This window comes from Streptomyces sp. NBC_00385 (genome assembly GCF_035917155.1).
Classification (GTDB): Bacteria; Actinomycetota; Actinomycetes; order Streptomycetales; family Streptomycetaceae; genus Streptomyces; species Streptomyces poriferorum.
Genome location: NZ_CP107951.1, coordinates 2,215,372 through 2,239,244, shown reverse-complemented (window position 1 = coordinate 2,239,244; position 23,873 = coordinate 2,215,372). Strand labels below are relative to the sequence as shown.

Here is a 23,873-nt window from a genome sequence, read left to right as displayed (position 1 = left end):
TCTGGCTGGCTGCCTTTGCCACGGAGGCGGCAGCGGGCTGGGTCGTCGCCGGACGGTGGGCGATGAAGGTCCAGGTTCGGGTGGCTGACAGGGTCTCCGGCAGCAGCCCTGCGGTCCGATCACGGTCGACGTGTCCTTCGCGAGGTGAAGCTTGGCTACGAGGACATGCGGGCGTCGGTGTCGAACAGTTCGCGCTCGGCCGGGTGCAGGATGTGCTGGGTGATGAAGCTTCGGCCTGCGACCTTCCACAAGCCCCGGCCCTTGGTCAGGGCGGACACGGCCTGGGTCTCGACGCCGGTCAGGCCGAGCAGCGAGGCGGCAGCAGCGAGCTGATCCGGCTCCTGTCGGTAGATGATGCGGGTGGAGCAGTCGGCCAGCAGGCCCTCGGCCAGCACCCGGCCGCGCGAGCCGGCGTCGCCCGCGCTGAGCAGGTCGCTCAGGCGGTGGATGATCATGAGGTTCGCGATACCGAGGCCGCGCGAGAGCTTCCACTGCGACTGCATGCGCTCCAGCAGGCCGACGTGCCGCATCACACGCCATGCCTCGTCGTAGATGACCCAGCGCCTGCCGCCGTCCGGGTCGGCGAGCGCGGACTCCATCCACGCTGAGGCGCAGGTCATGGCCAGCACCAAGGCGGTGTCGTCACCCGATCCGCCGAGGCGGGAGAGGTCGATGGACAGCATGGGCGTGGTCGGGTCGAAGGCCGCGGTCGAGGGGGCGTCGAACATGCCGCTCAGGTCGCCGTGCACCAGGCGGCGCAGTGCGTGGGCGAGGTCCTGTGCGGCCGGCCCCATGTGTCCGGCCTGGTCGCCGAAGGCTAGGTCGAGACGCTCGGGCGAGCCGAGGGCGTGCGCGATCTCGCCGAGCAGCGGCACCGTGCCCCTGGCGTCGGCTTCGGAGACGACCAGGTCGAGAGCGAGGTCGAGGGCGGTGTGCTCCATCGGCAGGAGATCGCGCTTCAGCACCGTGCGCGCCAGGCCCGCGAGGAGAAGGAGGCGGCGCTTGCGGACCTCGGTCGACCAGTCGCCCTCGCTCACCGAAGCGGGCCGGGCCGGGGCATCCAGCGGGTTCAGCCGGCCCGGAAGCCCCGGCCCGAGTGCGATGCTGTAGCCGCCGAGGGCCTGCGAGACGGCCGTCCACTCGCCCTTGGGATCGCAGGGGACGTAAACCCGGTAGCCGTGGGCAATCGCCCTGGTGGCGATGGACTTGGCCAGCGCGGATTTGCCCATGCCGATGATCCCGGCCAGGACGGCGTTCGGGTTCGTGAAGCCCTCGATCCGTCCGCTGCTGTACAGCGAGAACGGGTCGTAGCAGAACGCCGCCTCCGCGTGCACGTCCCTTCCGATGAAGATCCCTTCGGCGCCCAGGCCGCCCTCCGCGAGAAACGGATAGGCGCCGCTGACGGTGGCTGTGGTCATGCGGTGGGCGGGGAGGCGGAGCTTGCCTCCCCGAGCGGAGGACGAGCCGGGGCGTCCGGACGGCTGGTAGGTCGGACGCAGCTCCGGGTCGAGGTGCTCCTCGGCGTGGTCCTTCGGCGGTGCTCCGGCGAGGCGTGCCTGGCGGCGGGCCTCGGCGAACCCTGCACGGGCGGCACGCTGATCAGCGCGTGATGCCTTACGGGGGACGAACAGGTGAGAGGCGCTGGCGCGGGTGCGGGGCATGAACGTTTCTCCAGACGGAAGAAGGGTCAGCGGCGGACGAGACCCGTGAAAGGGGTGTGCAGGTCGGCCGGGGTGGTGCGGCGGCGCACCAGGTGCGCGGTGAGCTGGTGGCGCTGGCAGATCGTCAGCTCCGGGGCCCCCTCGGGCAGGCCCGCCTGGCACAACTCGCGTTCGGGCACCTCGCCGGAGTCCGGCCGTGATGCCGCGTGATAGGCGGCGTGGACGTGGTCGGCGGCCTGCCAGATCCGGGTGCGGGTGGCGCGGAGCTGGTCGCCTTCGACCGGAACGAGCTGGCCGGTGCGGGCGGCGTGGGCATCGAACAGGCCGTGCAGCGAGACGAGATGAGCGTGCAGGCTGTCCAGCTCGGCGCGGGTGGTGACGAGGGGACCGCCCGGAATGTTGAGCGCGCGGTGGAAGTCGAGCGCGGCGGTGGCGAAGGGCACGAAGTCCTGCGTGGACGGGCTGGCGGTGCGGGACATGGGGGTGCTCTTTCGGGGGAAGAAGGGCCGGCATCAGACGGCGAGGGCGAGCGGCATGGCGGCGACGGTGAACGCTTCGGCCTGCTGCCAGGTGAGCGGCCGGAGGTCGAGCTGGGCGCCGACGGCCGCGGTCTCCACGACGGCGCAGGCGGAGCGGAGTTCGTCCTCCGAATCGGCCGAGACAGTCAGCAATCCGGTCAAGGCGACATCTGCATGGCCCGCGATGAGCTGACGCTCCCGGGACTTGATGTCCTGGTACTCGATCGAGTCCGCCTCGGAGTCGACCTGGCCCCGCCGGGCTCGCTCGGCGGCATCCGCGATCACGCTGGACTTCTTGCGCTGGACGTCTCGCAGGGCGGCGTCCAGCCCCTTCGGCTCGTATGACAGTGACAGCGTGCGCCGGACGCCGGCGGTGAACAGGAGCTGGTGCAGGAAGCCCGCCGACGTTTCGGTGCGGGGCCAGTTCTCCACCCAGTACGTGGCGTGGACGGCCGAGTCAGTCATGATGTGGTCCGACTTCTCGACGACCACGACCGGGCCGGCAGCTGCGGGCTCAGCCTCGGGATGCCCCGCATCGGACCAACGGTCGAGCGAGGCAAGGGCCTTGGGGTCGTACGCGGTGCGCACGACGGCGGCGATCTCGCGGGCGGTGAGCCAGCCGGTGGGGTTGAGACCGGCGGTTCGCGCGGCCTGATCGAAGGTCGAGGTCAGCTGCGTCAGGATGCTGAAGGACCCGGTGAGGCCGCCACCGGCCTGGTTGATCAGTCGCCGTGCAGCCTTGGCGTCCAGGGACACCGCGACGTACGCCTCGTGCGGCGCCGCGGCCGGCCCGGCGCTCTGGATCAGCTCGCTGTAGATCGCACCCGCTACGGGGGCATGGGGTCGGCCGTGCTCCTCCCAGTACCGGCGCAGTGCGTCACCGGAGTCCGGCACGGTGCGCTCGATCACCTGGATCCGGGCGACCTGGCCTGTGCGTGCGAGGGCGGCCAGTGCGCGTCCCCAGCCGTTGACGTTGGCGTTCTGGGTGCCCGGGTCGAGCAGTGCGTAGGCGCGGGAGGATACCTTGACGACGGCGGTCAGGGAGCCGGTGTGGGGGTTGTGGACCGCCCCGTATCGGCGGTCGGGAGCGGTGACCACGCGCAGGCTCGCCGCTGTTCCCGGAAGGTGGAGCAGCCCGTCGTAGACCGGGCGGCGGGAAGGCCGGGTGAGCCAGATCAACTGGCCCCGCATGCGGCGCAGGGCGTACCGGGTGGCGATCGGAGCCCAGTCGGCCAGGGCGCGGCCTCGGTAGCGGACGAAGACGAGCAGGGCGATGGCGGCCCAGACCGGAATGAGTTCGAGGGCGCCGACCACGCCGCGGGTGACAATCACGGCGAGCAGGAACAGGCCGGTGAGGCTGACGACGATCAGTTGCGAGGCGGTCAGGCCGAGCAGGATGCCGCGCCGCGAGCGGTGCGGAAATTTGACGCTGGCCGTGGTGGCTTCGGCCTGGGGCTTGTCGGACATGGGGTTCCAGACGGTGGAAGCGGGCGAGGGCGGGGCGCGCGCCGTTCTTCTGGAGGTCATGGCAGGGCTCCGTTTCTGGTGATCGCTGGTGCGGGGGGCGGGCTGCGGCTGTAGCCCGCCCCCGGATGTGATGGGTCAGGAACCCGGCGGCGGCTGGCTGGGATACACCCAGTTCGTCGGCGTCGGCGAGCCGGTTGCCGACGGCCCCGTGGAGGACGGCGGCGTTGCGGCAGGGGCCGCCGGCGGCGCGGCGCCTGCCCGGGTCATGCTCCTGCCCGCAGTCGAAGGGGCAGCGAACTGGCCGCCTACGGAGTCTCCTTCGGGGCCTCCCGATGCGCCCTCGCTGGGTCGGGTGATGAGTGGCGGGATGCCGGGGCGCTGGATCAGGGCCTTGCCCTTGTCGCCGGTGGCGTTCGGGTCTTCGCCGTACCGGAAGGCGGTCCGGGGCTTGGGCGGTCCGCCGTCGATGCCTTCCTTGCTGAGGTTGCTGCCGACGGGATCGATCCCAGAGGCGACACCGTCGCTGCCCGCGCCGGGGACCTGGCTGGGACCCTGTGGTGCGGGGGAGCCTGTGCCGACTCGCATGGCGAGGGTGCCCGCGGTCTTCGCGGCTCCTGCGGCGACCGCCATGCCGGCCACGCTGGTGCGGTGCAGGTCGTCATGGCCGCCCCCGTCGCTGGCCCAGTGGACGAACTTGTAGGTTGCGTACGGGCAGAGCAGCACCAGGACCATCACGACGATGCCGGACATCGCGTCGGACAGCGCGGCCATTCCGCCGTGCGCATCCGACTTGCCCATAGCCGAGACACCGATCAGGAACACCACGGTCATCAACAGCTTCGAGACGACCAGCGTGGCGGTGGCCTCGATCCAGCCGCGCCGCCACCGTTTGGCGACCTCCCACCCGCCGCCGGCGCCGGCGAACACGGCGAGGGCGACCATGATCAGGACACCCACCTTGCGCGCGACCATCACGCCCCAGTACATGAACGCGCCGATGGCGCATCCCACGGCGACCAGGGCTGGGACACCCCAGCCCATGCCGTACATCACCCCCAGTTCGGTGACCTTGACCACGCGCCGGACGGCGTCGTCGATGGAGCTGTTGGCCGCCTTGAACAGGCCGTCGGACAGGGCATCGACGACCGTGATGGCGACGGAGGTGAAGGCGACGGCGCAGAAGCTGAACAGGACGCCGGTCATGGTGCCGATCGCGGCCTGGGCGAGGGCGCGTTCGTCACGGCGCCAGGCCGCGGACATCAATTGGATGCAGAACGTGCCGACGGTCAACGCGAGCCCGATGGGCAGCAGAAGCTCGTAGTTGTCCCTGAACCATCCGGCGTTCAGGTCGATGGCGGTGGTTCCGTTGACCGCCTTGGCGGCGAGATCCGCAGCAGCGGAGGCGAGTTCGCCCATCGACTTCGCGATCCACGCGCCGATGCCGTCGGTGACCGTCCCGGCCGGGTTGGTCGCGAACTCGATCGAGCCGCAGACCTTGTCCATCAGCGGAATGTCGCAGACTCCCATGGTGGCACCTCCTTTCAGGGTTCGGGGTCAGGGAGCGACGGACGGCATGACGCCGGCCAGCGCGCAGGGGCGGGAGGGGCGGCACTGGACCGCGAGGGTGATGACGCGGTTCTCCGCACCGCCGGCGCGCGAGCCCTTCCAGACGATCGACTGCTTGCCGGAGACGGTCACGGCGTAGACGTACGCCTGCGTGATCGTTCCGGGATCCTCCTGAAGAGCCCGCGAGAACGCTTCGGGGAAGTGCCCCTCGTTCACCGTGGCGGTGGCGAACTGGCCGTTGGCGGCCATTCCTTTCCACAGCACGGGCGAGGGGACGACCGCGTCGACCGACTCGGGGTCGGCGTACTTGTGCTCTGGCGTCAGCCATCCGTGCAGGGCCGTGAGCAGCTCGGCCTGGGAGTACGCGCGGGCGTCGTAGGACCACAGTGCTGCTGCTGCCGCCTTCCCGAACACGATCGGATTGTGGGTGCTCGGCGGGACCGCGAGAGCATGCGGGGCGGGACCCGAATCGGGCGACCCGGACGCGGATACGGACGGAGACGACGAAGGCGTCGAACTCGGGTGCGCCGCAGGGACGTCGGAGGTCACCTTGTCCTCGCGGGTGAGGTAGGCGGCCAGGCCGGCCAGGACGACGAGCGCCATCAGGACGGCGGCACCGAGCAGGGCCCGGCGGCGCACACGAGATGCGCCGCCGGGGTTCAAGGAGCGGTCAGGCATCAGTGGACCTGCGTTCCCAGGGCGCTGAAGAACGCGACCACGCCGTTCGCGGCGCCTAGCAGGAGGGCCGCGCCGGCGCTGACCATGACGCCCTTCTTGCCGTTGGCCTCGGCCTGGTGGCCGCCGGTGTGGTTGCCCCAGGCCCATACGCCCGCGCTGGCGGCGAGTGCGCCGACGGCGGCAATGATTCCGAACAGGTTGAGGGAACCCATCACCTTCCTGAGAACGGAGAGGCCGGGCAGCCCTCCGTCGCTCGGCGTAATGCCGGGGTCGAAGGCAAGCTGGATGACTGCGTCAGCGAGAAACATATAGAGCACCAGTTCGATTAAGTGCGCGCGAGAGCCCGCGAGGGCGAAGCGGCAGTACGGGAGAGAAAGAGGGGGAGGGGGAGCTGTAGGTTCCGATCTGACTTGTCAGTCGGCGGCAGGCTGACCTGCGTTTTCGTGCGGGTGTCTCGGGTTCTTGGCAGCGGTTTTGTCTCGCTGTTTTGTCACTTTCTTCAGCGTGTAGCGCTGCGTTTCGTGGGTTGCCGCTTGGGCGCCTTCGGGGGTGAGGGCGTAGTAGGTGCGGCGGCGGCCGGGGCCGCGTCCCGGAGTTGCTCGGCGGAGCCAGCTGTCGTCGTCTTCAGGGCGGCTGGTCAGCCATCCGGCTCGTCGAAGGCGCCGGAGCTGGTCTGAGATGGATCCTTGCGCCATGCCGGTTCGAGCATGGATCTGGGCTCCGTAGACCTCCTCGTCGGCATGGTGGAGGAGGTCCTCCAGCAGCGTGACGGTTTCCTGGCGGATGCGGAGGCGTTGGACGGCGATGCCGTCGAAGGGCTTCAGATGGCCGTGCTTGCGCGGGCGGCGGGCGGCAGCCTCCGCTCCGGCGATCGTTTCGGCGTCGGGCGGGCAGAGTATCTGGGCGGGGAGAAGAGCATCGTTCATCAGTTTCTGGACGTCGGGTCGCTGGATGTGCTGGAGCAGTGACTTGCCGCGTGTGGTGGGTCGTTGGGATGTGGTGTGGACGGAGCGGTGAATGAGGGTGTGGCCGATATCGGCCTCCAGGCGTTGGAACTGTGTGGTCAGGGCCGTCTGCTCGGCGCCGAGGTAGGCGCCGGCGGTTTTGAGGTTCGGGAAGGCCATGGCGATGTGGAAGCGGTGCAACCGGAGCCAGCCGTGCAGGGTGCCCTCGACAGCGGCGCAGATGTCGCGGGGGATGGCTGCGTCGAGTTGGGCGATCATGACGGTCCGGCTGTGAACGCCTTGCGGTCGCAGAGGGATGTCGAGTTGCTTGAGTCGGCGTCGAATCGTCTCGTATTCGATTCCGATCTGCTGGGCGATGTTGCCGGTGGAACGGCGCTGGGTGAGGTACTGCTCGCGCAGCCAGGTCTCGTCGATCGGCAGGGGGCGGCGGGAGCGATAGATGGTCAGCCCGACGGCTTCGGCCTGTTCGACCACGATGTGCCGGGGCAGGTCGATCTCCTGTGCGATCTGGGCGAGGGTCTTCTCCTGTTCGTTGTATTCGCGGTCAAAGAATTCGGGCGTGAGGATGGCGCGGGCTTGTTCGCGCAGTTGCCAGGAGACCAGCGGCGAGGCTCGGCCGGTCCATTGCCGCGGTTCGGGGCCGACACGTTCGAGCGCGAAGCGGACGTGGGCGAGAGTGGTGCCCAGGTGCCGGGCCGCTTCGCCGAGGGTGCGTTGTTCGGTGAAGACGATGCGCTTGAGGGCGTCGATGTCGATGTCGATCAGCGGCCGGCCGGGCAGCATCAGTCCAGCCGCACAGTCTTCGGGCGGTTCCCAGGTGAGGGGCTCGGCGATGTTCAGTTTTTCGAGGACAGCGCGGGCGTGGCCGTGAAGGGCTTGGCGTTGGGCGAGGGTGAGGGTGGGCAGGAAGACGAAGTATCGGCCGCGGTCGGCGGCTGACTTCCAGGCCAGGGGATGGGCTGGGTCAGCGAGGTCGGAGCCGGTCAGCAGATTGTGCAGGTAGCGCTGTGCCTGGACGAAGCGGGGTGTCTGGGAGGTGCTGGTGGGCGATTCGCCGGGCTGTGTACCGGTGTCGAAGCACAGCTGTTTCCATGTGTCGTAGGTGATGGGCTCATCGGGGATGAGAGCGCGGCGCTGTTGGTAGTCGATAGCGCTGCCGTGGTCATCGAGGTGATCGGCCAGGCGGCAGAGCGCGGTGAGCACGTCAGGGTGCTGGTCGATACTCCGCCGCAGGACCACTCCCATGGTGTTCGAGAGGTGAGGGTGGAGCCGGTCGGTGATTTCGCGTGTGCTCCGCCGGGGTTCTCCGGGCAGGAGTAGCAGTGCCGAGGCCATGGCCCGGAAGTAGTCCTCGTCCGTGCCTTCGCGCGGCATGAGCCGAACCGTCCAGCTGGGCCAAAGCAGTTGGGGAAGGTGCCGGATGCGGTCGGTCGAGAAGACGGAGTCGGTTGGCGGATAGCCGGCTCGGGGTGTGACTGACCGCAGACGCAGCCGGTCCATCGGTCGCATGTCCGGGTCCGCAGCCTGCAGGAACCGCCGATGGGCGGGTGCTGACAGCTGTCGCCAGGGGTGGAAGTCCATGCCTGGTGGCGTGGGAGATCCGGTGCTGTCGTGCCGCTGGCGCAACCCGCGGATGGCGGCAATGGACTCTTTGTCTGAGCCAGCCAGGATCGGCTGGGCGATGTGGACGAGGATGCCGCGGACGGGTGCGGACAGAGGCTGAAGGCGTGTCTTTCGTGTCGGGGGCGGCTGGTGGTCCCAGGCATCGACCACCATGGCACCAAGGCCGTGGAGGTCTTCGGCGCTGACCGCGCGCAGCAGCCAGGCGGTGCAGGTGTCGAGGTCGGCGAAGATCGTGTGAACCTCGGCGGGCTCCTTCTCGGCGAGCAGGCTCTCGATCCAGCGCTGAGCCGCCAGCAGCGGATGCCCGGCGGGCAGGTCGAGGGCGGGCGCGGTTCCCAGTCCGGTGCCGCAGACGGAACGGTCGGCGCCGGTGTGAAGGCAGCTGCCGGGCGGACGACGGTGGGTGGCGGGCGGCAGGAGCCGCCTCGGTGCGGTGCCGCATCGGGGGCAGACATCGTGCAGCAGCACCTGGTGTGTGGTGCAGGCGAAGCCCCAGGGCAGCCACCAGCGCAGCAGCCAGCGGCCGTTGTTCTCGTCCAGGCATTGCGGGCAGAACCGGCAGCGGGGCTGACGCTGAGGTCCCAGCGGGAAGCCGGGGTCCAGTACCGCCTGATCGAGGCGGCCGTCGGGCAGGCCGGTGACGTGCTCCAGCTGCCGAAGGAGATGCGGCTCCAGGTTGCTGACCAACAGACGCGTGGTCGGGGCCTGCGGCAACTGCAGGATATCCAGCATGGCGCGGAGGCGAAGGTGGTTGCGGCGGGCGAGGGCTTCCAGCCAGCTGTCCAGGCTCTCTCCGGGCAGCGGAGCGACGCGCAGGGGCAACACACGGGTCGGGATCATGACGCGACCTCCGTGCTTGCGGACAGGTGGCCGTGGGCGATGGCCGCGGCGAGCTGTTTGCGGGCCTGCTCGGATGCCTCGTCCAGGCGGACGTCGTCCAGCAGGTCGCAGGTGAGGGCCTCGTCTCCGGTGCGGATAGCGCGATAGCAGCCCCGCATCAGCAGCGTGAAGTACGAACCGATGTGCCCGCTGGTGCGTTCGAAGAGATAGTCGGCCAGCAAAACGAGCATGCCGGGTCGGTGTTCAGCCAGGACCAACTGGCGTTCGGTGGCCTTGATCAGGCTCCGCCAGTGCCGGCGGCCCTGATCGGTGTCGAGACGGAAGGCATCGACGCCCAGGCGGGTCCAGCGGCGGGCGGTCTGGGCCAGGACAACGTTCTTGCCGGTCAGCCCGTCGGCGAAGAAGCGCCGTTCAGCCAGCCCGACGCCGACATAGATGAAGGTCACCGGCAGTTCGTTGGCGAGCCACTTGAGGTGGTTGGAGACGGCGAGGCCGTCACGGCGGTCCAGGTCGATGAAGTGGACGTCGTCGATGATGCCCAGCTGGGTCTCGCAGGACAGCACACAGTCCAGGGCGTGACTGGCCAGCGTGGCGGCGTTCGCCCGGTCGGTGGCGGGGTGCCCGTAGAACTCGCAGATCATCCGATTGAGAGTTCGCAGCGTGGTGTTGGAGGTCAGGCCGACACGGAAGACGGAGATCCGCTGGTGCCCGGCATCGGTCTGTTCGCCCAGGCGGCGCATCTGCTGGCGGTCGAAGTCGCGGCCGTAGAGGTTGGCGGTGGTGGTCTTGCCCAGGCCGGGCAGGGCGTCGATGACGGCGGCGGAGCGGATGCGGTCACCGTCCTGGCGGTTGCTGGCCACGATCTGATCGAGCTCGTCGTGGATGGCGGCCAGCTGTGGGGTGGCGACGATGCCGAAGTTGGCGTGCCAGTCGTGCCGGGCGTCGTTGTAGTCGTCGGCGGCCTGTGTGCCGAGCGCGGCCAGCTGGGAACGGGTGAGGGCATCGGGGCGCTGGCGCGGCGGTGCGTCGACGTAGCGGCGCCAGCCTTCCTTGCGGGAGAGACTGAACTGCTGGGGCTGCCTCATTCGATCACCTCGAAGGCATCGGCGTAGAAGTCGTCGGCTTCGGGGGCGTCGAAGATCTCGTCTTCCTCGTCACAGTCACCGGCCGGTGGGTCGGGAACTACTCGTAGGTCAGGGGCGGTCAGAGCGTCTCGCTGTTCCGGGAGGGCGGGCAGGGCCAGGGCTGTGCGTTCGGCCGACAGCCGCACCGCCATGCGACGCTCGCGGCGGTCGGTGACCATGCCCGTATCCCAGCGGGCCAGCAGATCTGACAGAGCCTGGGCGGCATCAATGTGGCGGCCCTGCCGGGCAGCCAGCCGCCGGGCGTAGGTAGCGGCCTCGGCGCTGAACGCCATGTTCAGAGCTGCGGCGTGTTCCCACTCCAGCGCGTGCCACTGGTCGTCGGCCGGGTCCTGGAAGTAGACGAACCGTACGTCGTCGGGGTTGACGCGGATCGGCCACCGCCCGGCGAAGGCGCCTCCGTAGGGGCTCGGTGCGTTGCGGTAACCGTCGAGGGCCTCGCCGTTGTAACGCAGCCCGTCGACCTCGACGCCGTAGTGCTGGACCGTGCGCGGCTTGACCGCCAGAAACTCGAACGCCAGCTCCGCCGAGGGCAGCATCCGCAGCCGTCCGGCCCGCTGGAGACCCACCCGCAACATCTCAACGGGGGAAAGTTCCAGATGCGGCCACTGCGGGACGACGAGTCCGTCGTGCTGCCGGCGGTGGTAGACCTCGGCAATCCACTCGCGTACCACTTCCTCGACCTCGTGCAGGTAGAAGAACGCCTGGTCCTCGATGCCCTCGCCGCGGCTGTGGACGTCGGGGCCCTTGTAGGCCGGAAGGTGCTGGACCAGGCCCTCACGCAGAGTGCGGAAGAACCGTTCGACGGTCGGCTTGTCGGTGGGCTTCTTCGGCTGGGCCGGCTGGATGGACATCCCCAACCGCGTGCAGACACTGATCACATGGGCCGACATGAATGCCTTCCCATGGTCGATGACCAGCGTCTCCGGCGGACAGAGCCCGCCACCTGGTCGTACCTCCTCGGCGAACACCACTTCGTCCGGAACCCCGTGGTAGGGCGCCAGCTCGGACCGTGCGGCGTTCTCCAGCGGCGGGCAGACTGCCTCGAACAGCACCCCGGCGACATCCACTGCCTTCGTCGAGCAAGCCGTCACCCGCAGGCCGACGATGCAGCGCGAGAACAGGTCCTGGGCGACGGTCAACTGGACCGGAACCCACCGGCACGTCACCGACTCCATCGCGTAGATGTCCAGGTCCTGCGTGTCCAGGACCACGTACTCGCCCGGCCGCGTCGCCCGCAACCGCCCATAGGTACCCTGCGGACGGCCAGCGATCGAACGGCGGGCCTTCGCGCTGCCCGAAACCGCGTTCGTCCCCTTCGTCAGTTCCGCCAGGCGCCGGTAAGCCGTGCTCCGCGGCGGAGCCGGGACCACGTCGGCCCCATAGTCGCCCTCCAGACGTTCCTTGGCCCGGTCCAGCACTGCCGAACGACTGGGCGTGGAGGCATCGACCAGCTCTGCCAGCACTGCGCGAACTGCCATCTCCCAGCGCGGGTCGACTCGGGATCCGCGGCCCTTGAGAGCTCGGGCGTCAACCAGACCAGCCTCCCCACTCTCGCGGTAGGCCGCCAACCAGCGATCGACCGTCCGCGGCGTCACCCTCAGTTCAGCAGCCTTCGCGGCCGACCGCTGTTGCAACGTTGTTGTCCCCGGCGCGAAGCCGGGGCGGGGCTCACCGGCAAGCGCGCTGCCCGCATGGCCTGCCCGGTAGCCGCTCAACACCTCGCGGACATGCTCGGCGCGTTCGCGCAGATCCTTGCGCTGCTGTGGGGTGAGAGCCGCCATCAGCAGCCCGGCGTCTTCGGCGCCGGCGCCGCGTTCCTCTTCCAGCGCACGGGCTTGGGAGGCCAACCGCCCCAGTGCCAGAGCGCTGAAGTCACCGGTCCGTTCATTGCGCAGCGTCACCTGCAGGCCGTCGAGTTCCATCACCTCGACGACGTCACCGCAGTAGAGCAGCCGGACGCCCGGATAGACCGTGATCGCCTTGTTGTTCATGCTGTCACCGTGACTTTCGTTCCGCTGCTGAGCGGGTGATGCAGGTCTGCGGTCAGGCCCCCGGACCACAACAGGTGCAGCACCACCGGCCGGATGACCTCGACCGGCTGCTGCTGTGCCATGGCTACCTCGATCGCGCCGATGGTCGACTGGCGACGTGCCGCGGCCAGCACGTCGGAGGCCAGATGAGACTCCAGCAGGTGCGGGCGCCTGTAGGCGGCCAGGAACCGTACGTTCTCCACGAACGCAGGCTCGTCACCGGACCACGTCTCGTAGGCCCAGCCACGGCGCGAACACAGCTGGTGTGTCCAGTCGAACTGCGCGATCACCTTGGAATCCTTCATGCGTGAGGGGGCTTTGACATCCACGACGGTCACCAGACCGTCAGCGTGGAGGAGGAGCAGGTCAGGCACGTGCCGACGGATCCGGATCCCGTCCGGACCGGTCAGTTGGAAGGGCTGAGAGGCCATCGCCACCACAGTCCCGTCAAAGTCGGCCAGCAGAATGCGGGCCAGCTCCAAGCGGCTCTCGTAGGCAATCAACCGGCCGACGGTGGAGGCGAAGTACCAGCCTGAGTAGTGACGTTGGCCCTTGTGCCAGCGGAAGTCCCGTACCGGCTGCCCGGCCAGTACTTGGCTGATGTCAACCTGGTCCAAGACCGTATCGACCAGGTCTCCGTCGGCCTGCCGGTACCGGACTTGGGACGTCTCATCTTCTGTCGTGGTCTCCCGGCGGGAACGGCGTACCACATTGACCCCCTGTGTCCGTGTAAGCAGCACAAGGAGACTGTCTGTGGGCAGGGGCTTTCTGCCGGGTAAGCCTCGTAAACCAAGCGAAAGGCTGATGCTCGGCCTGAGGGAGTATCTAGTGCAGCATGATCCGCCGCTACATCATCTGGCGGAACATGCACGCAGCCGATATTCCCTTGCGCACCATCGTCACGCGGGTCAACGTTGCCTGACACCTCACGAAGGAAGAGAAGATGACCACGCAGACCCAAGACGTCGACCACGAACTCATCGAGGCCGCAGCCCACATCGCACGTACACGCTGCCGCGGCGACAACCACACCATGGCGGCCGCAGCCCGCGCCCAGGACGGCCGGATCGTCACCGCAGTGAACGTCTACCACTTCACGGGCGGCCCCTGCGCCGAGCCGGTTCTCCTCGGCGCGGCAGCCGCCCAGGGCGCCTACGAGCTGAACACGATCGTCTCCGTGGGCGACCGCGACCGAGGAGTCGTCCCCCCGTGCGGACGGTGCCGTCAGATCCTTCTCGACTACTTCCCGGCCCTGCAAGTCATCGTCGGCGCAGGCAAGCGGCTCCGGACCGTCTCCATCACCGATCTGCTTCCCGAAAGCTACATCTGGGCCGACCACCAGCTCGAAACGGAAGAAACCGAACCACTCAGCACGAGCTGACACCGCCGGACATTAACCGGGCGAACGTTGTCTGATGCGGCACTAGCTTGGGCGGCCGCGTAACAACCTGAGAGGCGCGACTTACGACAAGTCGATGACAGAACACTGGGATTACGACATCTCTAATGGGAACCTACAGGAGCGCCGGTCAGATGACTCGGCGGGCCGCGAGAATCTGTGGCTTCCACGACGCGAGGGTCGTGATGCGGACCACGTCGCCGGTGTGCGGGGCATGGACGATCAGGCCCTGGCCGATGGCCATGCCGACGTGCTCGGGAACCTTGGCCGTTCCGACGGTGAAGATGAGGTCGCCCGGCCGCAGCGCGCCGACCGACACCGCCTTGCCCCCCTTGACCTGCTCGTACGTTGTCCGCGCCAGGGTGACCCCGGCAGCCTTGTACGCCTGCTGCATCAGGGAGGAGCAGTCGCACCGGCCCATCGGGTCCATGCCGTGGGAGGCGGTGCAGCTCCCGCCCCACTGATACGGCGTGTCGAGCTGGCCGAGCGCCCAGCGGATCGCCGCCTGGACCTTCTCCGGAACATCTGCCGGGACTATGTACCCGGCCGGCACTGCACCGGGCGGGATGACACCGAAATCAGTCCCGTCCCTGTCGGCCGAGCACCCATCCGCGGCCTCCGGAGCAGTGTCGGCGGCGCCGGCCGAGCCGGACGGCGAGGGGCTCGGTGAGGCGTCACCCGACTTCGATGGAAGGGGCTCGATGGCCTGCTGCAGCGCGGTGGCCAGGGGCTCCCACTTGGCGTAGGCATCCGGAAGACCGGAGCGCTGTACGGCCTGGGCGGCCTGGGTGATGGACAGGGACTGCCAGCCCGACACCTTCTTCAGTCCCTCGTAGAACTTGGTCGAGGAGTGCACCGGGTCGAGAATCTCGCTTGCGGTGCCCCAGCCCTGCGACGGCCGCTGCTGGAACAGCCCCAAACTGTCGCGGTCGCCGTAGTTCAGGTTCCGCAGGCCGCTCTCCTGCAGGGCCGTCGCTAGGGCGACGATCTGCCCCCGGGCCGGGATGCTCATCGCGACGCCGGTGGCCTGGATTGTCTTGGCATTGGGCACCTGCTCGGCCGGATCATCCAGTCCCGGCACGGAGACCGAACCCTTGTCTTCGCCGTCCAGGATGTCCTTCACCTGAGTGGCAACGGCTGCGGCATCCACAGATGGTGCACCGTCGGTCGAGCAGGAGGCCGAAGCGGTCCCGGCACCGATGGCGAGAATCGGAACAGCCAATAGCAAGGGAGCGCAGGCGGCAAGTCCGACGACGGCTCCGGTGGTCGCCTTCATCGACGCCGCCGCTCACCGAAGCGGCGGTGCCGGCCGGGCGGCGGTGTTGGGCTGGGACGTGGGGGTGTCAGGGCATGTTGCATCGCAGCGACTCCTCGGGTGTTTGTAGGAGGCGCGGTGCTGACTTCTCGTGCAAAGCCGTCGGCACCGCGCCGTGAATTCGCCTATCAGGGCGGGCCCGGTCAGGGGAATTGGTAACTCCCAGACGTCGGTCTTGGGTTAAGCGCGGCAGCCAGCCGCGCTTGTAATCTCAGGCGGTACACCGGATCTCCTCACGGCTTATCGGACGGGGGGCTAACGGGCCCACCGTGCTGCCCATTCGGACGAGACAACACGGATAAGCACAGCTCAGCGGGGTGGAGCGCTGCTCCGTCCCGGTGGCATGGCGAGACAGTAGACCGGGATTCCGGCCGCACCTAACGGCTCTCGGACCCGCCCTCGGACGAAGGGACGGCTCGTTAGGTGCGGCCGGAATTCGCGACTAACCTCCGGCGCAACCCCGCTCGAAACGATCGCTGTTGAGCGACGTCCGGAGGGGGTCCAGTCCCGCTGTGCCCTGAAAGAGGCCCCGCACATGAGCTACACGCTGCACCGAGGCGATGCCCTCACCGTGCTCAAGACCCTCCCGGACGAGAGCGTCAACGCCGTCATCACCGACCCGCCGTACAACTCTGGCGGGCGTACCAGTTCGGACCGCACCGGTCGCACTGCGCGAGCCAAGTACGTCACCAGCAACAGTGCACACGACCTGCAGAACTTCCCCGGAGAGAACCGCGACCAGAGGAGTTATCGGAGCTGGCTGACCGAACTCCTCACCGAGGCGTACCGGGCCTCGACCGAGCACGCGGTCGCCATGGTCTTCACCGACTGGCGCCAGGAACCGACCACCTCGGACGCCCTGCAGATGGCCGGGTGGACCTGGAGCGGCACCATCCCGTGGATCAAGCCGTCCAGCCGGCCCCGCAAGGGCGGGCCGAAGCAGGACTCGGAGTTCATCATCTGGGGCGTCAAGGGATCCCTCGACAACACCCGCGACCTCTACCTGCCGGGTCATTACATCGCCTCCCAGCCCCGCAAGGGCCGGGTCCACATCACCCAGAAGCCGGTCGAGGTCATGCAGCAGCTCGTCCAGGTCTGCCCCGAGGGCGGCACCGTGCTCGACCCGTTCACCGGCAGCGGCTCCACGGGGGTTGCGGCCCTGCGCGAGGGGCGCCGCTTCGTGGGTGTCGAGCTGTCCGCGCACTACGCCGACGTCGCCGAGGAGCGGCTGCTCGCCGAACTGACAAAGGACGACTTCGAGCTGGCCGGACCGGAGGCATGAGTATGAAAGCGGAGAGCCCGGGGCCTGTTGTGACGACGCATCACGGTTGGCAAATCAGCACGCTTGTTGGCAAACGACGCCGTCGAAGCTCTGTGGTTACTCTGCGGAGCGAACAGTTGTGATCAACTGCTGCGGGGACGCTGCGTGAGCTGGTGATGTGGTGCGGTGAATCCACAGCCGGATGGCCAGGTCCGTTCCGACGGGTGTGTCCTGGACGAGCTGATGTCGCCGTACGGCAGTCTGAGTGAGGCCCGTACACGGCTGGTGATGCGGGACAACTGGGCGAGTCGCTGGACGGCCGCCTGGCAGATCAACGGGTCGGAGGTCGTCTGGCCGGTCCGGGATCTGGGTTCAGTGCCGGTGCTGTCTTCGACGCCGGTGCGCGGTTTCACGTGGAGGACGAAGCAGCAGCATCGTCCCGGGCTGGAGTTCCTGGTCTCGACAGGGCGGAAGCACGGCTTCGAATCGCTGGAGGAGAGGGCGGCCCTGCTGGCCCTGGACTTCATGACGGTGATCGAGGTGCTCCCGCAGCCCTTCGCCCTCACCTTCGAGCACGTCGACGGCCATGCCGGGCACATTCCCGACTTCCTGGCCGTGATGGGCGACGGCGGGCACTGGCTGCTGGATATCCGGCCCGCTGGACTGGTCGGCGAGCTGGACGCGGTGAAGTTTGCCGCGTCCCAGGAGGCGGCGGCCGCCTACGGCTGGCACTACTCGGTGATCACCGGCTGGCGCTCGCACGTCCTCTCGGGTCTGGACGCGCTGTCGGCTCAACGGCGGCCGATGACGGACCAGCTGGGCTGCCAGCCGGTTCTTCTTGAGGCTGCCGCCGAGGGGCCGGTCACTTTCGGGGAACTGGTACAGGCGACACGGGTTCCGGCGGTGGGTCGGACGCACGCGGTTCATCTGCTCTGGTGCTCTGGCACCGCCGGCTCGGCTTCGACAGACGCCGATGGCCCAGAAGGTGTCGCGGCTGATCGACCGCCGGCTCAGCGCCAACACCCGCAAGAAGGGGGACCCGACGCTGGCCGGCGTCATGGTCAGCGGCTGGGGCCAGCACGGGAAGACCGCCACCGTCTGCCGGGTCGTCGCCGCGTTCGAAGATCAGGCCGCTCTCCCGGGAAGACAGCAATCCGCAGAGGTCTCGCAGCCCACCTCGTCCAGGCCGTCACGGGCATGTCGTTGGACGACGCAGGAACCTATCTCGGCGTCCCCCCGCCTTGGATGGCAGCCTGGGGAAGATTCCGCCCCCTGGAGGAGCGCTTGCACGGTTGCCGAGCCGACTGTCCATGCTGTTCCAACGTCTCACCGATCACGTCGCTGACCAGCCGGCTGTGGACTACGCCGCCCGACGGAAACGCTTCGCGAACTGGACTCTCCCCGAGTCGGACCTGCAGAGGATCGTCGAGAACTACCCCAGCAGACGCCGACTCCTCGCCCGCGGCTCCCAGAGAGGCGCTCGGATACGCGTCGCGTCGGCTTCTCCGCCCTGGTCTGGTCCCGGCTCACTGGCAGTGAGTGGCGTCTGGCACCTGACCTGCAACCACTGCCCGTCGAGGGAGTCGCCATTGTCGACGCTGGAGTCATCCACCAACTCCAGGGGCGCAATCCGGACCACCAACCCTTCTACACGTATCTCCACGACCTTCTGCCGGACTACGCCAGCACGATCCTCGAAGGGGAGGATCACCACTGATCAGGCGGGGTCAATGACTGCGGGGCCGTCGTCCGGGTCGGCGGCGTACTGCGTCGGTGCCTGTCCATGGCGCGATGAGCGCGGCGGCCACGGAGACGGCGGCCAGGAGCAAGAAGAGAGGGCCGTAGCCGCCAAGGGGAACGGCCAGGGCGGCACCGGCGAACGGTGCGAGGGCTGCCGCTGTATGGGCGGGAGCAGCCAGGAGCCCGGAGAGCCGGCCGTAGTGGGCGGTGCCCCAGCGGTCGGTGATGGCGGTGGCCTGGAGCAGGGTGAGGTTGCCGCGGACCATGCCAGCCATGACCGACACGGCGATGAGCAGGGCGTACGGGCCGGGCGCGGCAGCGAAGGCGGCTGTGGCCAGAGCACCGAGCGCGACCAGAATCGTGGTGCGGGCCGTAGCGGCGGTGCGGCGGGCGAGGGCTGCGTACAGGGTGCGGCCGAGAGTTTGGCCAGCGCCGCCGATACCGAGGGCCCAGGCGGCCTGGCTGGTGGTGTACCCGCGTTCGAGGAGAAGTGGGACGAGGGCGACGACGACGGCGTACATCGTGAAGGCCGACAGGGTGAAGGCGGCGGCAAGCAGCAGGAACGGTCGGCTCCGACTGACATCGACAGCTTCTGCGGCTGTGTGGGCAGGGCTCGTTGGAGCCTCGGGCCAGGGTGCGCGCAGGGCCAGGGCGTGGGCCGGGATGGTGACGAGGGCGAGGATGATGGCGAGCACGAGGTAGGTGTGGCGCCAGGACAGATGGTCGGCGAGGGCCGCGGTCAGGGGCGCGAAGACGGTGGAGGCGAGCCCGCCAGCGAGGGTGACGATCGTCAGGGCGCGGACGTGGTCAGGGGCCCACCAGTGTGTGAGGGCGGCGAACGCCGGCTGGTAGAAGGTGGCTGCCATCGCGAGCCCGGCGAGTGCCCAACCGGCGAAGAAGACCGGAACGTTGGGGGCCGCGGCCACGATCAGGAGACTGACGACGCCGAGCACGGATCCGGTGGTCATGACAGTGCGCGGCCCGCTCCGGTCGAGGATGCGGCCGACGCGGATCCCGGCGAGGGCGGAGACGACGAGGCCCAACGAGAACGCGGCGGTGGTCGCCCCGGCCGGCCAGCCGGTCGCGGCGGTGATCTGGGGGTTGAGGACGGGGAAGGCGTAGTAGACGATGCCCCAGCTCACGATCTGCGTGGCGCAGAGGGCGGGCAGGGCGGCGCGGGGCCGCGACCGGTCCCCTGTTCCGGTCGCGACCCCGCGCGCAGGGGTGCCCAGGTCGGTCACGAGCCGCAGCAGCCGCCCGCCGGTGCCTCCTCAGCAGCGGCCCCGACCGCGGTGGGGGCGCCGAGCTGGACGAGTTGCGGTGCGGGAGCGCAGCAGCCGCCGCCGTCGGCTTCCTGGGCGCTGGGGGCGTCGAACAGGCCGGCGCCGCCGCAGACTCCGGTCTCGGGCAGGGTGAGTTCTACGCGGTCGGCGGAGGCGAGGTCGCCGGCGATCGCGGCGGCCACCGAGCGGACCTGCTCGTAGCCGGTCATCGCCAGGAAGGTCGGGGCGCGGCCGTAGGACTTCATGCCGACCAGGTAGACCCCCTGCTCGGGGTGGGACAGCTCGCGGTGGCCGTGGGGGTAGACGGTGCCGCAGGAGTGCTGGTTGGGGTCGATCAGCGGAGCGAGGGCGACGGGTGCCTGGAGGCGCTCGTCGAGGCCCAGGCGCAGCTCGTTCAGGAAGGACAGGTCGGGGCGGAAGCCGGTCAGCACGATCAGCTCGTCGACCGCGTCCAGGCGGCGTCCGTCCTCGCCGACCAGGACCAGACGGCCGTCGGTGTCGCGCTCGACCGCTTCGGTGCGGAATCCGGTGACGGCGTCCGCGTGACCGGCATCGACGGCGGCCTTCGCTGCCAGGCCCAGAGCGCCGCGCGCGGGGAGCTGGTCGGCTTCGCCGCCGCCGAAGGTGGAGCCGGAGATGCCCCGGCGCAGGATCCATACGCCCTTCGTCCCAGCGCCGTCCTGGGCTTTGGCGAGGTCGGCGAGGTAGGCGAGGGCGGTGAAGGCGGAGGCGCCGGAGCCGATGACGGCAGTGCGCTTGCCCGCGTACCGGGCGCGGACGGCGGGGTCCTTCAGGTCCGGGACACGGTAGGTGATCCGGCCCGCGGCGGCCCTCTCGCCGAGCGCGGGCAGTCCGCTGCCGCCGGACGGGGACGGGGTGGCCCAGGTGCCGGAGGCGTCGATGACGGAGCGCGCGAAGACCCGCTCCTCACGGCCGTCGGCGTGGGCGAGGTGCACGACGAACGGCTGCTGCTCACGGTCGGCGTCGACGATGCGGTCCCGGCCGGTGCGCGAGACGCCGGTGACCGTCGCACCGAGGCGGACGCGGTCGCCGAGGACGTCGGCGAGCGGCTGCAGGTACTGCTCGGCCCAGTCGCCGCCGGAGGGGTAGGTGTCCGGGTCGGGCCGTGTCCAGCCGGTGGGAGCGAGGAGCTTCTCGGCGGCCGGGTCGACTACCTCGCCCCAGGTGGAGAAAAGGCGCACGTGCGCCCACTCGCGCACCGCTGCGCCGGCCTTCTGGCCTGCTTCCAGGACCAGGGGTTCGATGCCCTGGTCGAGCAGGTGGGCGGCGGCGGCCAGGCCGGCGGGTCCGGCTCCGATCACGACGACGGGCAGCTCGGTGGTGGCGGGCGCGTTCACGGCGACTCCTTGCGTGGTTCGACATCTGTCGATGGCTTGCGTGGCCCAGCATGGCACCTGTATTGATGAGCGTCAACATAGACATTCATCGAATCCAGGGGGGATTGTTCATGGAGCACATCGATGTCGCCGTGATCGGCGGCGGCCAGTCCGGACTCGCCACCGCCCATGCGCTGCTGCGCCGCGGGCTGCGGCCCGTGGTGCTGGAGGCATCCGACCGTACGGCCGGGTCGTGGCCGCACTACTACGACAGCCTCACGCTGTTCTCGCCCGCCCGGTACAGCTCTCTGCCCGGAATGCCGTTCCCCGGCGCCGACCGTGACCGATACCCGCACCGGGACGAGGTCGTCGCCTACCTCACCGCCTACGCAGACCGCCTGAACGCCGACATCCGCACCGGCCGGCGGGTCATCTCCGTACGACGCGACGGATCCGCATTCGACGTGGTCCTCGAAGGCGGTGGCAGGCTCGGGGCGCGGGCCGTCGTCGCGGCTTCCGGCACCTTTGGCCGGCCGCACCGGCCGGAGTTGCCGGGGCTGGCGGAGTTCACTTGCCAGGTGCTGCACGCCGCCGATTACCGCAGCCCGGCCCCTTTCGCCGGCGGTCGGCTGGTGGTGGTCGGGGCCGGTAACTCCGCCGTGCAGATCGCCGCCGAACTCGCCGGAGCCGCCAGTGTCACGCTCGCCACCCGCGGCCCGGTGAAGTTCGCAGCCCAGCGCGTCCTTGGCCGCGACCTGCACTTCTGGACGGCGCGCACCGGCCTGGACACCGCACCCCTCGGCCGGCTCCTGCCGCATCCGCCGGCGCAGCCGGTCCTCGACGACGGCCGCTACCGCGCCGCCCTGGCCGCCGGGCGACCTGATCGGCGACCGCTGTTCGCTGGCGCCGACGGGAACAAGCTCATCTGGCCGGACGGAGAGCCGGAGGAGGTCGACGCGATCGTGCTCGCCACCGGCTACCGCCCCGACCTGCCCTACCTCGCCTCCCTGGATGGCGCCCTGGATGCCGACGGGAGCCCCCGGCACCGCGAGGGCCTCTCCACCAGCGTGCCGGGGCTGGCGTTCGTCGGGCTGGAGTGGCAGCGCAGCCTCTCGTCGAACTCACTGCGCGGGGTGGGCCGGGACGCGGAACGGATCGCCCGGCGCCTGGCCGCCCACCTCGCGCGCCGGTGACGAGCTTCCACACGCTGGTTCGACGTGTGTCAACATAGACGTATGTCGAATGCGAAGGTGCTGCCCCTGCTCGAACCCGCCGATGGTCAGGGCGTGGCGCCGTGCTGCCCGCCGCTGACCGAGCGCCCCATGAGTGCCGCGGAGGCCGAGACCGCCGCGCGGATGTTCAAGGCCCTCGGCGACCCGGTGCGCCTGCGGCTGTTCTCCGCCGTGGCCTCGCACGAGGGCGGGGAGGCGTGCGTGTGCGACATCTCCGACGTCGGCGTCTCCCAGCCCACCGTGTCCCACCACCTGAAGAAGCTGAAGGAGGCCGGGCTGCTCACCTCGGAGCGGCGCGGCACCTGGGTGTACTACCGCGTCGAGCCGTCCGTGCTCGCCGCGATGGGCAAGCTGCTGGCCATGCCGGCCGCGGCCTGACGACAGGACGGAATGAGGGGGGAAGCGGTGAGCGGGGCGTTGAGTGCGGTGGTAGTGCCACTGGCGGCGGAGCATGCCGAGCAGGTGCTGGCGATCTACCAGGCGGGGATCGAGGAAGGGAACGCGACCTTCGAGACCGTCGCCCCGACGTGGGAGGCGTTCGACGCGGCGAAGATGCCCGAGCACCGCTTCTCCGCTCTCGATGAGAGGGGGAAGGTGCTGGGGTGGGTCGCGGCAAGCCGCGTCTCCGACCGGTGCGCGTACGCCGGTGTGGTCGAGCACTCCGTCTACGTCCACCCCGAGGCGCGCGGGCGGGGCGTGGCCTCCGCGCTGCTCAAGGGGTTGATCAACTCCACCGAGGCAGCCGGGATCTGGACGGTCCAGTCGGGCATCTTCCCCGAGAACGCTGCCAGCCTCGCCGTGCACCGGCGGGCCGGCTTCCGTGTGCTGGGCACGCGTGAGCGCATCGGCAAGCAGCACGACCGTTGGCGCGACGTCGTTCTCGTCGAGCGACGCAGCCTGCTCATCGACTGACCGGACGACCTCGCGGGCTCAGTTGTGGCGCGCGAGCTTGACCGAGGAGATGAGCAGGATCACCGCCAGGGCGGGAACGAGCACCAGGTCGGAGAAGACGCCGACCAGCAGTACCCCCAGCAGCGCGCCGGCGATCGAGCCCGCGGCCATCACGGCGGCGAAGCGGAGGTTGGCGCCCAGGACCGCGAAGCTGCCGTCACGGCTGTAGCGGGCGAAGGCAACCAGCATGGTCGGCAGCGATACCAGCAGGGACAGGCTTCCCGCCGTCTTGATGTCAAGGCCGAAGAGCAGCACGATCGTCGGGATCAGCAGCTCGCCCCCGGCCACACCCATAATCGCGGCGCCCACTCCGATGCCGAAGCCGGCCACCACTCCGCAGGGCACCTGCGCCCGCAGCGGCAGCGGCAGCGTCCCCACGGTGGCGAGGTGGGTGGCCAGCAGAGCGGCGGCCATGAGCACCATCAGGGCCGCCAGTACCTTGTACAGGGTGGAGCTGCGCATCCGTACCGCCCAGCTCGCCCCGGCCCATGCGCCCAGCAGGCTCCCGGCCAGCAGATTGGCCGCGACGGGCCAGTGACCGGCGAGCTCGGAGGCGGGCAACGCCGAGAGCCGGGCGGGCAGCGCCACCACGACCACGACCAGGCTCATTGCCTTGTTCAGGATGACCGCGGACAGCGCCGCGAACCCGAACAGGCTGATTAGCAGGGGGAGGCGGAACTCCGCACCGCCCAGGCCGATCATCCCGCCGAGAACGCCGATGCCCGCCCCTGCGGCGAACACCACGGGCGCGGAGCGTGCCCGGCTCCCGGAGCGCAGAGGGTCAGCGGCCAACGGTGAGGTCATGGAGGGCAGTCTGCAACGATCACGCTGTCTCGCGACACTGGGGGAAGCCACCGAAACC

20 protein-coding genes are annotated in these 23,873 nt (G+C 69.4%); 6 read left to right on the top strand and 14 right to left on the bottom strand.

The genetic code is table 11. The features are described 5' to 3' along the window. Window positions 1–155: 155 nt before the first annotated feature. The 10 genes from OG959_RS09750 to OG959_RS09705 form a co-directional block, all read right to left on the bottom strand. Window positions 156–1,661, bottom strand: coding sequence for an ATP-binding protein (locus OG959_RS09750; protein ID WP_326657783.1), 1,506 nt, complete (start codon window positions 1,659–1,661; stop codon window positions 156–158). A gap of 26 nt (window positions 1,662–1,687) precedes the next feature. Further along, window positions 1,688–2,140, bottom strand: a complete 453-nt coding sequence (locus OG959_RS09745; protein ID WP_148020884.1) for a DUF6238 family protein — start codon at window positions 2,138–2,140, stop codon at window positions 1,688–1,690. A 33-nt stretch (window positions 2,141–2,173) separates the two neighbouring features. Further along, a complete protein-coding gene (locus OG959_RS09740; RefSeq protein WP_326666304.1) occupies window positions 2,174–3,646 on the bottom strand; it encodes an SCO6880 family protein in 1,473 nt (490 codons plus the stop codon). Between the two features lie 135 nt (window positions 3,647–3,781). Next, on the bottom strand, window positions 3,782–5,173 hold the full coding sequence (locus tag OG959_RS09735) for an SCO6881 family protein (RefSeq protein ID WP_326657782.1): 1,392 nt from the start codon (window positions 5,171–5,173) through the stop codon (window positions 3,782–3,784). 27 nt (window positions 5,174–5,200) lie between these two features. Then, complete coding sequence (locus OG959_RS09730) at window positions 5,201–5,890, bottom strand: hypothetical protein (protein ID WP_326657781.1); 690 nt, start codon at window positions 5,888–5,890, stop codon at window positions 5,201–5,203. After that, window positions 5,890–6,198, bottom strand: a complete 309-nt coding sequence (locus tag OG959_RS09725; protein ID WP_148020887.1) for a DUF6112 family protein — start codon at window positions 6,196–6,198, stop codon at window positions 5,890–5,892. Before OG959_RS09725 ends, OG959_RS09730 begins: the two co-directional genes overlap by 1 nt. Window positions 6,199–6,303: 105 nt before the next feature. After that, complete coding sequence (locus tag OG959_RS09720) at window positions 6,304–9,318, bottom strand: TniQ family protein (RefSeq protein ID WP_326657780.1); 3,015 nt, start codon at window positions 9,316–9,318, stop codon at window positions 6,304–6,306. Further along, window positions 9,315–10,403 (bottom strand): ATP-binding protein, encoded by a 1,089-nt coding sequence (locus OG959_RS09715; protein ID WP_326657779.1) that lies wholly within the window; start codon window positions 10,401–10,403, stop codon window positions 9,315–9,317. The genes OG959_RS09720 and OG959_RS09715 overlap by 4 nt, the downstream gene beginning before the upstream one ends. Next, window positions 10,400–12,454, bottom strand: a complete 2,055-nt coding sequence (locus tag OG959_RS09710) for a helix-turn-helix domain-containing protein (RefSeq protein WP_326657778.1) — start codon at window positions 12,452–12,454, stop codon at window positions 10,400–10,402. The genes OG959_RS09715 and OG959_RS09710 overlap by 4 nt, the downstream gene beginning before the upstream one ends. Beyond that, a complete protein-coding gene (locus tag OG959_RS09705; protein WP_326657777.1) occupies window positions 12,451–13,110 on the bottom strand; it encodes a TnsA-like heteromeric transposase endonuclease subunit in 660 nt (219 codons plus the stop codon). The genes OG959_RS09710 and OG959_RS09705 overlap by 4 nt, the downstream gene beginning before the upstream one ends. Before the next feature lie 326 nt (window positions 13,111–13,436). Here OG959_RS09705 and OG959_RS09700 point away from each other — a divergent pair, with 326 nt between their 5' ends. Then, on the top strand, window positions 13,437–13,874 hold the full coding sequence (locus OG959_RS09700; RefSeq protein WP_326657776.1) for a cytidine deaminase: 438 nt from the start codon (window positions 13,437–13,439) through the stop codon (window positions 13,872–13,874). 148 nt (window positions 13,875–14,022) lie between these two features. Here OG959_RS09700 and OG959_RS09695 read toward each other — a convergent pair whose 3' ends face one another. Further along, complete coding sequence (locus OG959_RS09695) at window positions 14,023–15,168, bottom strand: C40 family peptidase (protein WP_326657775.1); 1,146 nt, start codon at window positions 15,166–15,168, stop codon at window positions 14,023–14,025. Between the two features lie 574 nt (window positions 15,169–15,742). On the opposite strand from OG959_RS09695, the gene OG959_RS09690 reads away from it, so the two are divergent. Together OG959_RS09690 and OG959_RS09685 are read left to right on the top strand one after the other, a co-directional pair. After that, entirely contained in the window at window positions 15,743–16,489 is a 747-nt protein-coding gene (locus tag OG959_RS09690) for a DNA-methyltransferase (RefSeq protein WP_148020889.1), read from the top strand. 165 nt (window positions 16,490–16,654) lie between these two features. After that, on the top strand, window positions 16,655–18,007 hold the full coding sequence (locus tag OG959_RS09685; protein ID WP_326657774.1) for a hypothetical protein: 1,353 nt from the start codon (window positions 16,655–16,657) through the stop codon (window positions 18,005–18,007). A gap of 188 nt (window positions 18,008–18,195) precedes the next feature. Here OG959_RS09685 and OG959_RS09680 read toward each other — a convergent pair whose 3' ends face one another. Both OG959_RS09680 and OG959_RS09675 read right to left on the bottom strand, forming a co-directional pair. Beyond that, window positions 18,196–19,449 (bottom strand): MFS transporter, encoded by a 1,254-nt coding sequence (locus tag OG959_RS09680; RefSeq protein ID WP_326657773.1) that lies wholly within the window; start codon window positions 19,447–19,449, stop codon window positions 18,196–18,198. After that, window positions 19,446–20,849, bottom strand: a complete 1,404-nt coding sequence (locus OG959_RS09675; protein ID WP_326657771.1) for an NAD(P)-binding domain-containing protein — start codon at window positions 20,847–20,849, stop codon at window positions 19,446–19,448. Before OG959_RS09675 ends, OG959_RS09680 begins: the two co-directional genes overlap by 4 nt. A gap of 110 nt (window positions 20,850–20,959) precedes the next feature. On the opposite strand from OG959_RS09675, the gene OG959_RS09670 reads away from it, so the two are divergent. From OG959_RS09670 to OG959_RS09660, 3 genes are read left to right on the top strand one after another with little or no spacing between them, the layout of a single operon-like run. Continuing rightward, window positions 20,960–22,021, top strand: a complete 1,062-nt coding sequence (locus OG959_RS09670) for a flavin-containing monooxygenase (RefSeq protein WP_326657770.1) — start codon at window positions 20,960–20,962, stop codon at window positions 22,019–22,021. 42 nt (window positions 22,022–22,063) lie between these two features. After that, window positions 22,064–22,438, top strand: coding sequence for an ArsR/SmtB family transcription factor (locus tag OG959_RS09665; RefSeq protein ID WP_148020893.1), 375 nt, complete (start codon window positions 22,064–22,066; stop codon window positions 22,436–22,438). 12 nt (window positions 22,439–22,450) lie between these two features. Beyond that, window positions 22,451–22,972 (top strand): GNAT family N-acetyltransferase, encoded by a 522-nt coding sequence (locus OG959_RS09660; RefSeq protein ID WP_326657769.1) that lies wholly within the window; start codon window positions 22,451–22,453, stop codon window positions 22,970–22,972. An 18-nt stretch (window positions 22,973–22,990) separates the two neighbouring features. On the opposite strand, the gene OG959_RS09655 is transcribed toward OG959_RS09660, so the two are convergent. After that, window positions 22,991–23,815 carry a sulfite exporter TauE/SafE family protein gene (locus OG959_RS09655; RefSeq protein WP_326657768.1) on the bottom strand — a complete coding sequence of 275 codons (825 nt, stop codon included), beginning with the start codon at window positions 23,813–23,815 and terminating at the stop codon, window positions 22,991–22,993. Window positions 23,816–23,873 lie beyond the last annotated feature (58 nt).

What these genes read in the sequence shown, in the direction of transcription:
- OG959_RS09700 (WP_326657776.1), top strand. Translation starts at nt 13,437, where the DNA reads ATGACCACGCAGACCCAAGACGTCGACCACGAACTCATCGAGGCCGCA.
- OG959_RS09710 (WP_326657778.1), bottom strand. Translation starts at nt 12,454, where the DNA reads ATGAACAACAAGGCGATCACGGTCTATCCGGGCGTCCGGCTGCTCTAC.
- OG959_RS09750 (WP_326657783.1), bottom strand. Translation starts at nt 1,661, where the DNA reads ATGCCCCGCACCCGCGCCAGCGCCTCTCACCTGTTCGTCCCCCGTAAG.
- OG959_RS09725 (WP_148020887.1), bottom strand. Translation starts at nt 6,198, where the DNA reads ATGTTTCTCGCTGACGCAGTCATCCAGCTTGCCTTCGACCCCGGCATT.
- OG959_RS09735 (WP_326657782.1), bottom strand. Translation starts at nt 5,173, where the DNA reads ATGGGAGTCTGCGACATTCCGCTGATGGACAAGGTCTGCGGCTCGATC.
- OG959_RS09665 (WP_148020893.1), top strand. Translation starts at nt 22,064, where the DNA reads ATGTCGAATGCGAAGGTGCTGCCCCTGCTCGAACCCGCCGATGGTCAG.
- OG959_RS09715 (WP_326657779.1), bottom strand. Translation starts at nt 10,403, where the DNA reads ATGAGGCAGCCCCAGCAGTTCAGTCTCTCCCGCAAGGAAGGCTGGCGC.
- OG959_RS09740 (WP_326666304.1), bottom strand. Translation starts at nt 3,646, where the DNA reads ATGTCCGACAAGCCCCAGGCCGAAGCCACCACGGCCAGCGTCAAATTT.
- OG959_RS09695 (WP_326657775.1), bottom strand. Translation starts at nt 15,168, where the DNA reads ATGAAGGCGACCACCGGAGCCGTCGTCGGACTTGCCGCCTGCGCTCCC.
- OG959_RS09730 (WP_326657781.1), bottom strand. Translation starts at nt 5,890, where the DNA reads ATGCCTGACCGCTCCTTGAACCCCGGCGGCGCATCTCGTGTGCGCCGC.
- OG959_RS09655 (WP_326657768.1), bottom strand. Translation starts at nt 23,815, where the DNA reads ATGACCTCACCGTTGGCCGCTGACCCTCTGCGCTCCGGGAGCCGGGCA.
- OG959_RS09745 (WP_148020884.1), bottom strand. Translation starts at nt 2,140, where the DNA reads ATGTCCCGCACCGCCAGCCCGTCCACGCAGGACTTCGTGCCCTTCGCC.
- OG959_RS09720 (WP_326657780.1), bottom strand. Translation starts at nt 9,318, where the DNA reads ATGATCCCGACCCGTGTGTTGCCCCTGCGCGTCGCTCCGCTGCCCGGA.
- OG959_RS09690 (WP_148020889.1), top strand. Translation starts at nt 15,743, where the DNA reads ATGAGCTACACGCTGCACCGAGGCGATGCCCTCACCGTGCTCAAGACC.
- OG959_RS09660 (WP_326657769.1), top strand. Translation starts at nt 22,451, where the DNA reads ATGAGGGGGGAAGCGGTGAGCGGGGCGTTGAGTGCGGTGGTAGTGCCA.
- OG959_RS09670 (WP_326657770.1), top strand. Translation starts at nt 20,960, where the DNA reads ATGGAGCACATCGATGTCGCCGTGATCGGCGGCGGCCAGTCCGGACTC.